The organism is Catellatospora sp. NPDC049111, assembly GCF_040648615.1.
In the GTDB taxonomy this organism is placed as follows: Bacteria; Actinomycetota; Actinomycetes; order Mycobacteriales; family Micromonosporaceae; genus Catellatospora; species Catellatospora aurea.
In genome coordinates, this window is the sequence record NZ_JBEZEB010000068.1 from 19,605 (window position 1) to 33,669 (window position 14,065).

A 14,065-nucleotide genomic window follows, 5' to 3' on the forward strand; every position below is an offset into this window, starting at 1 on the left:
CGTCGCGCCGCCGCCGCGGTGCGGCGCGGTACGGCGCTTGATCGTTCGACTTGCCTGGCACTCGTGCGTATCTTGAGTCCGCTTTCGCCCACCTGCCTGGCAAGTCGAGCGATCTTGGCGCGCTGACCGGAGGGCGGGGTTCGGTGGGCGTGAAAACGATGTGGCCGGAGTGTGAAGCGCGTCCGATCCTCGGGATGATCATCGCCAACCGGCGGGATCGCATGTCACGCTGGCGACCATGGACACGACCGGGTTGCTCGTCGGAGGCGTAGCGCTGCTCGCGGCCACCGGCTACGGCCTGGTCCACCGGCACCGGGCGGGTAGGGTTCGCGCCGTGCCAATCCCCGCCGACCCCGTGAATCCGGTGCTGGCCGAACTCGGCGTGCGGCCGGGCGAGGTCACCCTGCTGCAGTTCTCGTCGGCGTTCTGCGCCCCCTGCCGGGCCACCCGCGTGGTCTGCGCGGAGGTCGCGCGCACCACGCCCGGCGTGGCCCACGTCGAGGTCGACGCGGAGCAGCGCCTCGACGCGGTGCGCGCCCTGGACATCTGGAAGACCCCCACCGTGCTGATCGTCGACGCCGACGGCCGGATCGCGGGCCGGGCCCAGGGCGTGCCGAACCGCGCCCAGGTGCTGGCCGCCGTCGCGCCGCTGCTGACCGCCGCGCAGCTGACCGAGGAGAAGGCATGACCGACCCCCGTGGCCCCCGGTTCGCGGCGGCCGTGACCGCTGTCGTCATGATCGTCGTGCTGCTCACCGGCTCCGGCTGGCTGGCCCTGGCGCAGGCGATCGTGTTCGCGCTGACCGCGGCGCAGCCGCGCCTCGGCCCGTACGGCCTGATCTACCGCACCCTGCTCGCCCCGCGCCTGGGCCCGCCCGCCGAGTTGGAGCCACTGGCCCCGGTGCGCTTCGCACAGGCCGTCGGTTTCGTCTTCGCCGCCGCCGCGACGCTGGGTTACCTGCTCGGCTCGCCGCTGACCGGGGCGATCGCCGCCTCGTTCGCCCTGGCCGCCGCCTTCCTCAACGCCGCCTTCGGTCTGTGCCTGGGCTGCGAGCTGTTCCTGGCGTACCGCCGCCTGGTCGGCCGCCCCCTGGCCGCCCGCGTCCCCGCCTCCTGAATCCGCCCGCCGCGTCGGACCCGTCTGCTAGAACGGCGGGATTGACCCAGTACGGCGAAGGAGTGGCTGATGGCGACACGGATCCAGGTGACGATCGACTGCGCGGACCCGGGCCGGCTGGTGGAGTTCTGGGCGCTCGCGCTGCACTACCGGCCCCAGCGGCCACCGGACGGGCACCCGACCTGGCGCTCGTACTGGCTGTCCAAGGGCATCCCGGAGGAGGAGCTGGAGGGAGCCGACGGCCTCGACTCGATCGAGGATCCCGACGGCGTCGGGCCGCGCTTCTGGTTCCAGCAGGTGCCGGAGGCGAAGGCGGGCAAGAACCGGCTGCACCTCGACCTGGCGGTCAGCGGCGGCCCCAGCGTCCCGCTGGAGATCCGCCGCGAGCGCGTCGCGGCCGAGGCCGAGCGCCTCATCGCCGCCGGCGCGACCCGCCTGCGCGTCCTCCACACCGAGGGCGCCGACCACTACGGCGAGGTCATGCAGGACCCGGAGGGCAACGAGTTCTGCCTGCACTGACCATCGTATTTGCTTGATGTGTCTGATGCGGGCATACTATGTATATGTCGCGCACGATGATCGATCTTGATGACGAGCTGCTGGCTGAGGCCGCTCGGCTGCTGGGTACGGAGACCAAGAAGGACACGGTGAACGCCGCACTGCGCGAGGTCGCCGAGCGGCTCCGGCGCATCGAGGCCCTGCGCGAGCTGCAGACGATGACGGCCCGCGGGGAGATCGACGCGGACGCGTGGGAGGCCCGCCACCTGGCCGACAAGCAGGCCGGGTGAGCACGCGGTTTCTGGCCGACACGAGTGCGGTCATCAGAGTGCTGACCGGCAAAGCTGATCAGATCTGGATCGATGCCGTGACCGCCGGCACCGTGGCCATCTGCGATCCAGTGGAACTGGAGCTGCTACGGGACACGACCACCAACACGCGCCGACCGCAGATCCAGCGCATGATCCGTTTGTTGTACGGCTGGTGCCCGGTTCCGGACGACTGCTGGGACCGGGCATTGCGGTTGCAGGACGAGCTGGCGGTCACCGCCCAGCACAGCGGGGCCTCCGCGGTCGACTTGCTGGTCGCGGTGACGGCGATGAAGAACCGGCTGGTCGTGCTGCATGATGATCGCGACTACGAGGTGATCGCGCACACCTCGAACTTGCAGGTTCAGCGCGTGGTCAGCTGACTTAGCAGAACGGGCGGAGCCCTGTCCCCGCCGAGTCGCGGGAACAGGGCTCCGTGGTCGTTCGGGTCAGGAGCGGCCGGGCTCGTGGCGGCGCAGCGCCAGGCGGGTCAGGCCGATCAGGACCACCATCTGCACGGCGAGCAGGACCATGCACATGATCCAGTTCTCGGCGGTGTGCGTGAACAAGGGGTCCTGGAAGGTCTTGGGCAGCATCTTGCCGACGTCGACCGTCGCGGCGGCCGCGCCGAAGCCCCAGCGGGTCGGGAAGACCCACGAGATGATCTCCATGACCTGCTGCCCGGCCAGCACGAACAGGCCGCCGGAGAACACCAGCTGCGCCATCACCAGGACCACCATGATCGGGGTGGTCTGTTCCGTGGTGCGGGCCAGCGCGCTGACCAGCAGGCCGAGCACCGTGGACACCAGTGAGATGCCGACCATGGCGGCGATGATCTCCACGGTCTGGCTGGGGATGACCAGGGACTCGGTCGGCGGCCCCTCGAACAGCGTGAGGTAGACGAACAGCGCCACCTGGGCGGTGTTGATGATGAAGAAGACCGTCAGCTTCGAGGCGAGGTATGCCGCCGCCGACACCCCGACCGCGCGTTCCCGGGCGTAGATCGGCGCTTCGGCCACGATCTCCCGAACCGAGGCCGCGGTGCCCAGGAACGCCGCGCCGGTCACCAACACCACCAGGAGCTGCTGCGCCTGCAGGCTGAACCCTGGCAGCTTGGCCAGACCGTCCGAGCCCGGCACCGTGTACGCGAGCACCGCCAGGATCAGCGGCATGGCCAGCAGGAACGCGCTGAAACCCCGGTCGGACAGGATGACGTTGATCATCCGCATGCACAGCGTGAAGTACTGCCGGAGGGGTGCGCTGGGGTTGCGGGCGAACAGCCCCCACGTCTTGCGGTCGATGTTGGCCCGGCCGGGTTTGGCGGCCGCCACGTTGGGCCGCACCCGGGCCAATGCGTCGTCGACGCTGATCGAGGCGGGTTCGGCGTCGTCGACCGGCGCGCCGGGCACCGGCAGCACCGCGACGGGCTCGGTGAGGTCGGGCTCGTCGGTGCGCTGCGTCGGCACCAGCGGCTGCTGGGTGGTCGTCGGGTCGAACACCACGTCGGACGGCGCGGGCGGCACCGGCAGCACGGCGGGCTCGGTGCGGTTGGTCGGGGTGACCGCGCTGACGTAGCGGGCGTACAGCGGGGAGTTGCGGAACGCGCGGGTCCACCGCTCCGGCTCTTCGGTGATCTTCGTGAAGACGTCGGCGTAGTCCTCGGCGCCGAAGAAGCCGAGCAGCTGGTCCGGCGGGCCGAAGTAGCCCATGGTGCCGCCCAGGCACATCACCAGCACCCGGTCGCAGATGTCGAGGTGCAGCACGCTGTGGGTGACGACGACGACGGTCTTGCCCTTGTCGGCCAGCTCCCGCAGCTCGCCCATCACCTCCTTGTCCAGCGCCGGGTCCAGGCCGGAGGTGGGCTCGTCCAGACACAGCAGGGACGGCTCGGTGAGCAGCTCCATGGCGACCGAGGCACGCTTGCGCTGGCCGCCGGAGAGCACGTCGATGCGGGCCTTGGCGCGCTGGGTCAGCCGCATGGTCTCCATGACCTCGTCGACCTTGGCCCAGCGCACCTTGCGCGGCACGTCGTCGGCGAAGCGCAGCGCGGCCGCGAAGCGCAGCGCGGTGCGCACCTTGAGCTGCTTGTGCAGCACGTCGTCCTGGGGCACCATGCCGATGCGGTAACGCAGCTGGGCGTAGTCGGCGTACAGGTCGCGCCCGCCGTACCAGAGCCGGCCCTGGGTGGCCGGGCGCAGCCCGGTCAGCGCCTTGAGCAGCGTGGACTTGCCGCAGCCGCTGGGGCCGATGAGGGCGAGCAGGCTGCCCTCGGGCAGGGCGAAGCTGACGTCGTCGATGAGCACCTTGTTGCCCAGGCGCACCGTCAGGTCGTCGGCGATGATCGAGGCGGGGCCGGTGTCGACGTGGTCGTGCAGCTGCGCGCCGTCGAAGAGCAGCTCGTGCCGCCCGATCGAGACGATGTCGCCGGCGTGCATGAGGGTGGCCTTCTGCACCTGGCGTCCGTTGAGGAAGGTGCCGTTGCGGCTGCCCAGGTCGACGATGTTGAAGGCGTCGCCGAGGCGGCGCATCTCGGCGTGGTGGCGTGAGGCCTGCAGGTCGGCCAGCACGATGTCGTTGTCGGCGTCGCGCCCGATGCGGGTGCGGATCGAGCCGTCGGTGGCTGCCGTCTGTCCGGAGGCGACCGCGGGGTCGGCCGGCGCGGCGGCGCTCTTGCGGCGTCGAGGCGTGCGGGAAGTGGAGGGGTCTGTTGACACTCGCACATCCTTGCGGCAAGACCAGTGCAGATCAAGCGCCATCCGGTCGGATCCGGCCGCCGTCGGGAACCCGATCGAGCTGCGGGCGGCCCGCGCGTCCGGGTGATATTCCCGCAGCTCCGTGAAGATCGTCACGGCGGCGGTGTTCGGCGCGTACGGATTTCGGAGCTAAGGTGGTCGAGGTCGGTGCGTGGACAGTGTCCCCGGGCCTCACTTACAAAAGCCTTCACGGAATACCGTTCGGCTGGAGCCGTGTCGCGCCACTCGCCGCGAGGCGACCGCACGCACCGACCATAAGCTCTGACAGTCCGCCCGCTCCGGTGCCCGATCATCACCGGAGCGGGCGGTGCTTGTGGTGCCGCGGCAGCGTATCGCCGTCGTTACTTCGGCGAGACTACCAACAAACTCTCGCGAAATCCATCACCGTCGCTTGATCGTGTCGTACCGCCGACAACGGCAGGTCATGACGTGCAATGGGCGGTATGGACCAACGCACCGTCATCCTCGTGCTGCTGGTGCTCGGTCTGCTCTGCGTGCCGGTCGGCGCACGCCTGCGATTGCCGGCGCCCGTGGCGGCCACCGTGTTCGGCGCCGCACTGGGCCTGCTGCCCGGCAGCTCGCTGTCCCTGCATCCCGAGGTCATCCTGCCCGCGCTGCTGCCGCCGCTGCTCTACGCCGCGGTGCAGCGCAGCTCCTGGCGGCAGTTCGCGCGCGGCTGGAAGGCCATTCTGCTGCTGGCGGTGGCGCTGGTATTCGTGACCACCGCCGCGGTCGCCGCCGTCGCCGCGAGCATCCACCCGGCGCTGCCGCTGGGCGCGGCGGTCGTGCTCGGCGCGATCACCTCCCCGCCCGACCCGGCCGCCGTCTCGGCGATGGCCGGCCGCCTGGGCCTGCCCCGCCGCACGGTGACCCTGCTCGAAGGCGAGGGTTTGTTCAACGACGTCACCGCGCTCACCATCTACCAGGTCGCCGTCGCCGGGGTGCTGACCGGAACCCTGTCGGTCTGGGGCGCGGTCGCGTCGTTCGGCTACACGGCGGCGGTCGGCGCGGGCATCGGCCTGGCGGCCGGGGTGCTGTTCGGCTGGCTGTTCGACCGGCTGCCCACCGCCGAGCTGCGCGCGGGCCTGAGCCTGCTCACGCCGTACACCGCGTACCTCGCCGCCGACTCCGCGCACGCCAGCGGGGTGCTGGCGGTGCTCGCGGCCGGGTTCTGGCTGGGGGCGACCCGGGCCGACCCCGACGACGTGGCCGGGCGGCTGTCCGGGCGCAACTTCTGGGACGTGGTGGAGGAGCTGGTCACCGGCTTCACGTTCGGGCTGATCGGGCTGGAGTTCGTCGAGGCGCTCGACGACCTCGACGCGGGCGTGTGGCCGTACGCCCGCTTCGCGATCTTGATCTGCCTCACCCTGGTGGCGGTGCGTTTCGTGTGGATGTTCGGCGTCGGCGGGCTGGCCCGGCGGCTGCGCTCGCGCGACCCGGCCGACGTGCCGGTGGGCTGGGGCGAGACCCTGGTCGTGGCGTGGGCGGGCATGCGCGGGGTGGTCACCATCGCGACCGCGTTGGCGCTGCCGCGCGACTTCCCGGCCCGCTCGCAGATCGTGTTCACGGCGGCGGTGGTCGCCGTGGTCACCCTGCTGCTGCCCGGTCTGACGCTGCCGCGGCTGGTCGGCCGGCTCGGGCTGAGCACCGGCGCGAAGCGCCGCCGCCAGGCCGAGCGGGAGGTCATCGCGGTGGCCCAGGACGCCGGGCAACGGCGGCTGGAGCAGCTGCGGGCCGACGGCACGGTGAGCGCGGAGACGGCGCACCGGCTGGGCGAGTGGCAGCGCGCCATCCTGCTCGACGAGGAGGCGGAGGACGACGACTGGGTGCGCCAGCGCCGGCGCCTCGGCGACGTGCGCGCGCAGCTGCTGGCCGCCGCGCGGGCCGCGGTGCTCGCCCACCGGGCGCGCGAGCCTGAGGCGGTCGACGACGTGCTGCGCCGCCTGGACCTGCACAGCGCCGTCCACTGAACGGTCGCGGACGCCCGCCGGCCGGATCCGCGCGGCGCGCCACTGGGCCTGTCGGCGTGTCCCACCGGGCCGCCGGACCGTCCGAAGCGATGCTGTTCAAGCCGCGTGACCTGCGGTTACGTATCTGTTTCGAGAGCAAAGGCGGTCTCGATGAGACCATGGCGAATGTTCGCCGCCCTGGCCGGCGCCGCGTTGGCGACGGCCCTGTCCGGCGTCGCGCAGGCGGCCCCGCCGCCCGGCCACGACTGCATCTCACCCTCGGGTGAGAACATCAACCAGCTCTACGGCGTCAAGGAGCGCATCGTCGGCCCGCCGACCTGCCGCAGCGTGCGCGAAGGAAAGCCGTTCGTGGTGGTGACTCCGTCGTGGACCACGGCCGCCGGCCCGGACGGGGCCGTCTACCCGGCCGGGTACGTGCCCGAACTGCCCGCCCCGATCGACGACTTCAACGCCAAGTTCACCAGCGCGACGTACACGATCGACGGCGGCACCGACCGGGAGCGGGTCGTCACCGCCGGTCCTGAGGTGCTGCGGACCCTCGTGGGCGCGGACGGGCTGCCGTTCTCGGGTTTCCCGTCGCCGCCGCTCAAGCCGCTGCGCGCGGGCACGCACACGTTCGCGGTGTCGATCGTGCTGTCCGCGCAGCACTGCGACGGCCTCGGCGAGAGCGTCGAGCTGAACTGCCTGCCCGCGGGGGAGACCGAGTGGTTCCCGCAGACGCCGTTCGAGGTGGTCGAGAAGTACGGGACGCCGGTGCGTCCCTGAGCCGGAGGTGGCGCCCCCGCCGAACGGGGGCGCCACCGGTCAGCGGAGCGTCACGGACTCGTGCAGGTCAACGTCGGCGGGTTGTTGGTCCCGCTGTGGTTGCCCAGGAATCCGAACGTGATACTGGCGCCTGAACCCAGGGTGCCGTTCCAGGACACGTTCTTGAACGTGGTGTAGCCGGTGGAGTTGGTGTAGGTGCTGCTCCAGCTCTGGTTGACGGACTGGCCGTCGGCCCAGGTGGCCTTGACCGTCCAGCCGCTGATCGCGGTGCCGCCGGCCGTCACCTTGATCTCGCCCTGGAAGCCGTTGCTCCAGCTGGTGCCGATCTGGGTGTACGTCGCCGAGCAGGCGCCCGGCGGGACGGACGGCGTCGCGGGACCGGGCGTCGACGGCGCCGGGCTGCTCGGCCGCGGTGAGGCGGCGCTCGGCGACGGCGACGCCGACCGCGACGGCGACGCCGACGGGATCGGCGACGGGGTGCTCGGCGGGTTGTTGATGCCGGTCACCTGGCCGTTGCCGCCGTCGAAGATGACGTCCGAGCAGCCGTAGAAGGTCTCCTGGCTGTCCGAGCGCTTCCAGACGGAGTAGATGACGTGCCGGCCGGACTTGCCCGAGGGCAGGTTGCCGTTCCAGTAGTAGTAGCCGTCCGGGGCGGGCCCCGACATCGGCGGGTGGTCGACGCTCAGGAACGGCTGCTCCTCCATGTCCGCCCAGGTGAGCGCCTGGTTGGGGTTGTAGCCGTCCTTGGTGATGTACAGGTAGAACCAGCCCGGGTGGGCGGCCCAGTTGCTGTAGCGCCAGCTGTGGTTGGCGCCGGAGGTGAGGTGGGTCAGCGGCCAGTCGCTGCGCGGCGCGTCGAATCCGGCGTACTTGGTGTAGCCGCCGCTGCACAGCGCGCCGTCGGGGATGAAGCCGCGGGTGCGGCCCTGCCCGTCGGAGCGCAGCACGCCGAACCAGTCGTAGAACGGCTGGGTGCCGCCCACGGCCGCCGCGTTCTGGCAGGCCCCGTTGGTCGGCTTGACCTCACCGGTGCTGGACTTGCCGTCCAGATAGCACAGGTAGGTGCGGCTGCCCGGGGTGAGCAGCGCGCCGTGCGCCGCCGCGGAACCAGGGTTGATCATCGTGATGGCCAGGCCGGCGGCGAGCGTGGCGGCCGCCGCCAGAGCGGCGGCCTTCAGCTTGTTCATGTGTGCTGTCCTTTCCAGCACAGGCGCGCGTCGCCGCTCCGGTGTGGAGGATCCGCGGCCCGCCGGGACGGCGGACTGCGGGACACGGAGTTGACGGGACGAGCCGTGCTGCGGATGCGGTTTTACCCCCTGCCGCGGCCACGGTGGGCCGGGGACAGGGGTCGAGGACGATCCGTCGCGTCGGCGCGGCTCACGCACTGGCCGGGGTGCGCTCACGGCTGCCCTCGCAGCACCACGGCATCGATATTCCACCATGTGATCAACCGGGTCGGCAATGGTTGCGCCGTGCTATCGCGGGTGCGAGCATGTGCCCGTGTCGATGACCGCGGTGCGCCGCAACGCCTGGTGGCTGCTGCCCGAGCTGCTGGCGCTCGTGCTGGTGGCCGGGCTGTTCGCGGCGGCCGGGCCGGTGGACCTGAGGGACACGCTGGCCGAGCGCGTCGCGGTGATCCTGGCCGAGTCGTCCCCGGCCGAGCACCACCAGCACGGCCACGACGTCGCCGCCGAGGACACGGTGCTGTGCACCGCCGAAACCATGGGTATGGAGCCCGCCGACGCACGGCGGGTGCAGGACGTGCGGGTGGTGTACGCGTACTTCTTCTGCGCCGCCGGCGCACCCGGACAGCCCTGGGACGTCGCGGCCCGCATCTCCGGCCCGGTCGTCGTCGAGCTGACCGACCCGCCGCAGGTGCGCATCGCCGAGGCGGGGCTCGGTTATCCCGACCGGGTCAAGGCGATGCTGCCCGACCAGTACGAAGCCTGGGCCTTCGGCGGATTCCACGACGCGAGCCTGCCCACCGCGCTGCAGCGGCAGTACCTCGACGAGATCGCCAAGGCCTGAGGCGCGCCGACCGGCGGCGGGGCCGCCCCGGTGGGCGACTAGGCTGATCATCATGCGATTCGGATTGTTCGGCACGGGCTACTGGGCGGAGCAGACCCAGGGTGCGGCACTGGTGGCCCACCCCGAGGCCGAGCTCGTCGGTGTGTGGGGGCGTGACCCGGCCAAGGCCGCCGCGCTCGCGTCGCGGCTGGGCGCCCGGCCCTACGACGACGTCGACGCGCTGATCGCCGACGTGGACGCGATCGCGGTGGCGCTGCCGCCCGACGTGCAGGCGCCGATCGCGGAGCGGGCCGCCCGCGCGGGCCGCCACCTGCTGCTGGACAAGCCGCTGGCGCTGACCACCGCCGACGCCGACCGCGTCGTCGAGGCCGTCGCGGACACCGGCGTGGCCAGCGTCGTCTTCTTCACCTCGCGCTTCGACCCGGACGTCGTCCAGTCACTGGAACAGGCCTGCGCCGCGGGCGGCTGGAGCTCGGCCCGGGTCACCATGTACGCCTCGATCTTCGCGCAGGGCGGCCCGTACAGCGGCTCGGCCTGGCGCAAGGTGCACGGCGGGCTGTGGGACATCGGCCCGCACGCGCTCTCGCGGCTGCTGCCTGTGCTCGGCCCGGTGACCGAGGTGACCTCGCTGGCCGGGGCGCACGCCACCAGCCACGTGCTGGCCCGGCACGACAGCGGCGCGGTCAGCGTGCTGATGCTCACGCTGGACGCCCCGCCGACGGCGCTGCTGTTCGAGTACCAGCTGCACGGCGAGGCCGGCGTGCTGGACCTGCCGGGCGGCTCCGGCGATCCGGTGGCCAACTTCGGCCGCGCGATCGACGAGCTGCTCGCCGAGGCGCGGCACGCGGGTGAGGGCGGCCCGGCGCATCCGTGCGACGTGCGCTTCGCCCGCGAGGTGGTGGCGGTGCTGGAGGCGGCGCAGCTGTCCCAACAGGAGGGACGTACGGTCGCCCTGCGGTGACCGGGGCCGGCAGGTCCCGGACCAGGTGGGAGCTGGATCGTTCAAGCGATCCGGAATCGTGTCCGGGCAACCGTTGACACCGCAGCGGATCATGCAGCAACGTGCCGTTCATGACCGAGTACGCCTATCCGCTGCGCGCCGGCGACCTGTTGGTCGAGCGGTACCGACTGATCGACCGGATCGGCGTCGGTGGCATGGCGGTCATCTGGCGGGCCCGGGACGAGACGCTCGACCGCCTGGTGGCACTGAAGGTGCTCGACCCGCGCCTGTCCGGCGACGAGCGGCTGCGCGAGCTGGCCCGGCGCGAGGCGTGGGCGGTGGCCCGCCTCAACCACCCGGACGTGGCCGGGGTGCACGACTTCGTGCGCACCAGCACCCCGGACGGCCAGGAGATCGCGCTCATCGTGCTCCAGCTGGTGGCCGGTGAGCCGCTCGCGGACCGGATCGCGCTGGGCGCGCTGGGCTGGCGGGAGGCGGTGCGCATCGGGGCGCGCATCGCCGCGGTGCTGGAGGTGGCGCACCGCCGGGGCGTGGTGCACCGCGACATCACCCCGGACAACGTGATGGTGCACGGCGAGCAGGTCACCGTCCTCGACTTCGGCATCGCGGCCCGCATCGGCGAGCCCGACGACGACAGCACCGGTGCCAGCTTCGGCACCCCGGCCTATGTCGCGCCCGAGCGGCTGGACGGCATGCCCGCCGAGTCCGCCACGGACGTGTACGCGCTGGGTGTGGTGCTGTACGAGATGCTGACCGGCCGTCCGCCGTTCCGGGTGCGCGGCTGGGACGACGTCGCCGCCGACCACGGCCCCGTGGTGCCGCCGGACGTCGCCGAGCTGCCCCGCTCCGTGGTGGCGCTGGTGACGTCGGCCTTGAGCCGCGAACCCGCGGCACGCCCGACGGCCGCCGAGGCGACCCGGGTGCTGCGGGCGGCGCTGGTGCGCGCGCCCCGGCGGCTGCTGCCGGTGGCGGCGGTCGCGGCCGGGGTCGCGGTGCTCGGGGTCCTGGCCTGGACGCTGCCCCTGCGCGACTCCCCGGACGATCCGAACCAGGCGGTCGGCACGACGCCCGCGAGCACGCCCGGGTTCGGCACACAGCCCGCGTCGGGCAGTCCGCCTGCCGCGCCCGCCACGACGCCCGCAGTGTCCCCGGCCGCGACCGGGGCCAGGCCGACGCCGGGCCCGTCCACTCCGGCCGGACCGACGACCGGCCCTTCGGCAGCCCCGGTCCTCAGCGTCAAGCAGGCGCAGGACGCCGCGCTGAAGACGGTCGACGACGCCTTCGACGACGGCAAGGTGCGCGTCGACGTCGCGACCGACCTGCGCAACACCGTGAACAACCTGGTGCAGGCCAAGCCGAAGGGCGCGGTGCTGGCCGAGCAGGTCCAGGCGGCCCACCTGAAGATCGACCAGCGGGTCGGCGAGGGCACGCTGGACCATGCGGTCGGCGAGCGGTTGCACGGCGACGTCGCGGCACTGGGGCGGGCCCTGGCGGCCTGATCGGGGCTGGAAAAGCTACGGGCCGGGCGACCTCGAAAGGTCGCCCGGCCCAGTCACCCGTCGGCGCGGACGCGTGGGTCACCCACCGCCGGGGAGGCTCTACAGGCCGTTGGCGCGGATCACCTCGCGATACCAGTGCGCGCTGGCCTTGGGGGTTCGCTGCTGGGAGGCGTAGTCGATGTAGACCAGGCCCCAGCGCTCGTCGTAGCCTTCCTGCCACTCGAAGTTGTCCATCAGCGACCACACGTGGTAGCTCTCCAGGTTGACCCCGTCGGTGATGGCCCGGTGCGTGGCGGCGAAGTGGTCGCGCAGGAAGACGATGCGGCCGGTGTCCTGCACCGTGCCGTCGGCGTCCAGCACGTCTTTGCAGGGCAGCCCGTTCTCGGTGATGGTCAGGGCGATGTCGCCGTAGTCCTTCTTGATCCGGGTCAGGATGTCGTACATGCCCTCGGGGTAGATCTGCTGCCAGAACGCCTCGCTGGTGGGGTGCTTGCGCACCGTCTCACCGGCGCCGGTGACGTAGATGGGGCAGTAGTACTGCACGGCGAGCAGTTCCACCGGCGACGAGATGACCTCCAGGTCACCGTCCTTGATGTGCTGCTGCATCGGCGAGAAGCGGGCCACGTCGTCGAGCACGTCCTGCGGGTAGTGGCCCTTCAGGATCGGGTCGAGGTACAGGCGGTTCTCATAGCCGTCGTACAGCACGGTGGCCTGCTGGGCCTCGGGGGTGTCGTCGGCGGGGTAGCACGGGTGCAGGTTCAGCGCGGGGCCGATCCGGGTCTGCGGGCTCAGGTGCGGGCGCATCGCCTGCACCGCGAGGCCGTGTCCCAGCAGCTGGTGGTGGGCCACCACGTACGCGGCGGCCTCGTCGCGCTTGCCGGGGGCGTGCGAACCGTAGAGGTAGCCGTTCTGCACGACGGTCTTGGGCTCGTTGAGGGTGAGCCAGTTGGGCACGGTGTCGCCGAGGGCCTCGGCCAGCACGGCGGCGTACTCGGCGAAGCGGTAGGCGGTGTCGCGGTTCTCCCAGCCGCCGATGTCCTGCAGCTCCTGCGGGGTGTCCCAGTGGTACAGGGTGACCATCGGGGTGATGCCGCGCGCGTGCAGACCGTCCACCAGCCGGCGGTAGAAGTCCAGGCCCTTGCGGTTGACGGGGCCGCTGCCGCCGGGGACGACACGGGGCCAGGAGATGGAGAAGCGGTACGACCGCAGGCCCAGCTCCTTGATGAGGTCGAGGTCGGTGGACCAGCGGTGGTAGTGGTCGATGGCGACGTCGCCGGTCTCACCGTTGCGCACGCGCCCCGGAGTCTTGGCGAACGTGTCCCAGACGGACGGTCCGCGGCCGTCGATGGCGGCGGCGCCCTCGATCTGGTAGGCCGACGTCGCGGCGCCCCAGATGAAGCCCTCGGGGAACTGCAGCCCCATCGAGGTGGGCGACGGATGACCTGGCATGCGGTGCTCCTCAAATACTGGGATAAGGACTGATCATGGATGGGAACGCTCCCATGATCAGGTACAGTTGTCCTCATCCCGGTGACGGGTGGAGATGTGGTGTTAAGACTTTCGCATATGTGGCGCAAGTCTGGTGCTGCTGGGCGCTGAGGCGGAGAATGCCGTTTGGTATGGGGACGGGGAAGGGCAGTCCCCGCCCCCATCGGGTGCTCACGCCCTGTGTCTGCCGAGCGGCAGGGTCACGAGGCAGCGTGACGCGCGGGAGCCGTTGGCACGCGACGTAGTCGCGAGCTTCACCTCCTCTCCGGCACCCGGAGGGAGGTCGGTCGCCGGTCGTAGGGAGATCGGCGACCGACCGCCTCTGGGAGCGGCCGGCGATGGCGTCCGGGCGGGCCATCGACGGGACGAATTCTTACATTGATGAACATCCGTGGAAGCGTTCCCATGGACGTTTGTTGGAACGATAGCGACATCTGAGCCGGAGGGGAAGACCCTTCATCGCCCCAGAATCTGTAGGCAACCACCAGGAAATCCTTGGCTGTTAAGCGAATCGGCCCCTACCTGCGGAAGCGCTCCCACGGGCCGGGCGTCGATGTGTCAGGCGTGTTTCCACATTGACACGAACGAGCGCCGTGGACGGTCTCGGCCGGGCGGGGGGGGGCGGGGCGGCCCCGCCCGGGGGGGAGGGTGGGGGCCGGGGGGGGTGGGGGTGGGGGCG

13 protein-coding genes are annotated in these 14,065 nt (G+C 71.6%); 10 read left to right on the plus strand and 3 right to left on the minus strand.

Annotation, left to right across the window (positions count from 1 at the left end; all coding sequences use genetic code 11):
- The first annotated feature begins 238 nt into the window (after positions 1-238).
- From AB0B66_RS42255 to AB0B66_RS42275, 5 genes are all read left to right on the plus strand, one after another.
- Positions 239-688, plus strand: a complete 450-nt coding sequence (locus AB0B66_RS42255) for a thioredoxin family protein (RefSeq protein ID WP_360541037.1) — start codon at positions 239-241, stop codon at positions 686-688.
- Positions 685-1,116, plus strand: coding sequence for a DUF4395 domain-containing protein (locus tag AB0B66_RS42260; protein ID WP_360541039.1), 432 nt, complete (start codon positions 685-687; stop codon positions 1,114-1,116). The genes AB0B66_RS42255 and AB0B66_RS42260 overlap by 4 nt, the downstream gene beginning before the upstream one ends.
- Positions 1,117-1,185: 69 nt before the next feature.
- Complete coding sequence (locus tag AB0B66_RS42265; RefSeq protein WP_360541041.1) at positions 1,186-1,635, plus strand: VOC family protein; 450 nt, start codon at positions 1,186-1,188, stop codon at positions 1,633-1,635.
- Positions 1,636-1,679: 44 nt separating this feature from the next.
- Positions 1,680-1,904 (plus strand): type II toxin-antitoxin system VapB family antitoxin, encoded by a 225-nt coding sequence (locus tag AB0B66_RS42270; protein ID WP_360541042.1) that lies wholly within the window; start codon positions 1,680-1,682, stop codon positions 1,902-1,904.
- On the plus strand, positions 1,901-2,305 hold the full coding sequence (locus AB0B66_RS42275; protein WP_360541043.1) for a PIN domain-containing protein: 405 nt from the start codon (positions 1,901-1,903) through the stop codon (positions 2,303-2,305). Before AB0B66_RS42270 ends, AB0B66_RS42275 begins: the two co-directional genes overlap by 4 nt.
- 66 nt (positions 2,306-2,371) lie before the next feature.
- Here AB0B66_RS42275 and AB0B66_RS42280 read toward each other — a convergent pair whose 3' ends face one another.
- Positions 2,372-4,636: an ATP-binding cassette domain-containing protein gene (locus AB0B66_RS42280; RefSeq protein ID WP_360541044.1), complete on the minus strand. Its 2,265-nt coding sequence runs from the start codon at positions 4,634-4,636 to the stop codon at positions 2,372-2,374.
- 482 nt (positions 4,637-5,118) lie between these two features.
- Here AB0B66_RS42280 and AB0B66_RS42285 point away from each other — a divergent pair, with 482 nt between their 5' ends.
- Both AB0B66_RS42285 and AB0B66_RS42290 read left to right on the plus strand, forming a co-directional pair.
- Entirely contained in the window at positions 5,119-6,645 is a 1,527-nt protein-coding gene (locus AB0B66_RS42285) for a sodium:proton antiporter (protein ID WP_360541046.1), read from the plus strand.
- Between the two features lie 150 nt (positions 6,646-6,795).
- Positions 6,796-7,410: a hypothetical protein gene (locus AB0B66_RS42290; RefSeq protein WP_360541048.1), complete on the plus strand. Its 615-nt coding sequence runs from the start codon at positions 6,796-6,798 to the stop codon at positions 7,408-7,410.
- A gap of 50 nt (positions 7,411-7,460) precedes the next feature.
- On the opposite strand, the gene AB0B66_RS42295 is transcribed toward AB0B66_RS42290, so the two are convergent.
- The gene (locus AB0B66_RS42295) at positions 7,461-8,597 is read right to left on the minus strand and encodes a lytic polysaccharide monooxygenase (protein WP_360541050.1); all 1,137 of its coding nucleotides are present in this window, start codon (positions 8,595-8,597) and stop codon (positions 7,461-7,463) included.
- A 313-nt stretch (positions 8,598-8,910) separates the two neighbouring features.
- Here AB0B66_RS42295 and AB0B66_RS42300 point away from each other — a divergent pair, with 313 nt between their 5' ends.
- From AB0B66_RS42300 to AB0B66_RS42310, 3 genes are all read left to right on the plus strand, one after another.
- Positions 8,911-9,438, plus strand: a complete 528-nt coding sequence (locus AB0B66_RS42300; RefSeq protein ID WP_360541052.1) for a hypothetical protein — start codon at positions 8,911-8,913, stop codon at positions 9,436-9,438.
- Positions 9,439-9,487: 49 nt separating this feature from the next.
- Complete coding sequence (locus tag AB0B66_RS42305) at positions 9,488-10,399, plus strand: Gfo/Idh/MocA family oxidoreductase (RefSeq protein WP_360541060.1); 912 nt, start codon at positions 9,488-9,490, stop codon at positions 10,397-10,399.
- A 110-nt stretch (positions 10,400-10,509) separates the two neighbouring features.
- Positions 10,510-11,898 carry a serine/threonine-protein kinase gene (locus AB0B66_RS42310; protein WP_360541054.1) on the plus strand — a complete coding sequence of 463 codons (1,389 nt, stop codon included), beginning with the start codon at positions 10,510-10,512 and terminating at the stop codon, positions 11,896-11,898.
- A 99-nt stretch (positions 11,899-11,997) separates the two neighbouring features.
- Here AB0B66_RS42310 and AB0B66_RS42315 read toward each other — a convergent pair whose 3' ends face one another.
- Entirely contained in the window at positions 11,998-13,347 is a 1,350-nt protein-coding gene (locus AB0B66_RS42315) for a GH1 family beta-glucosidase (RefSeq protein WP_360541056.1), read from the minus strand.
- Between the last annotated feature and the right edge of the window lie 718 nt (positions 13,348-14,065).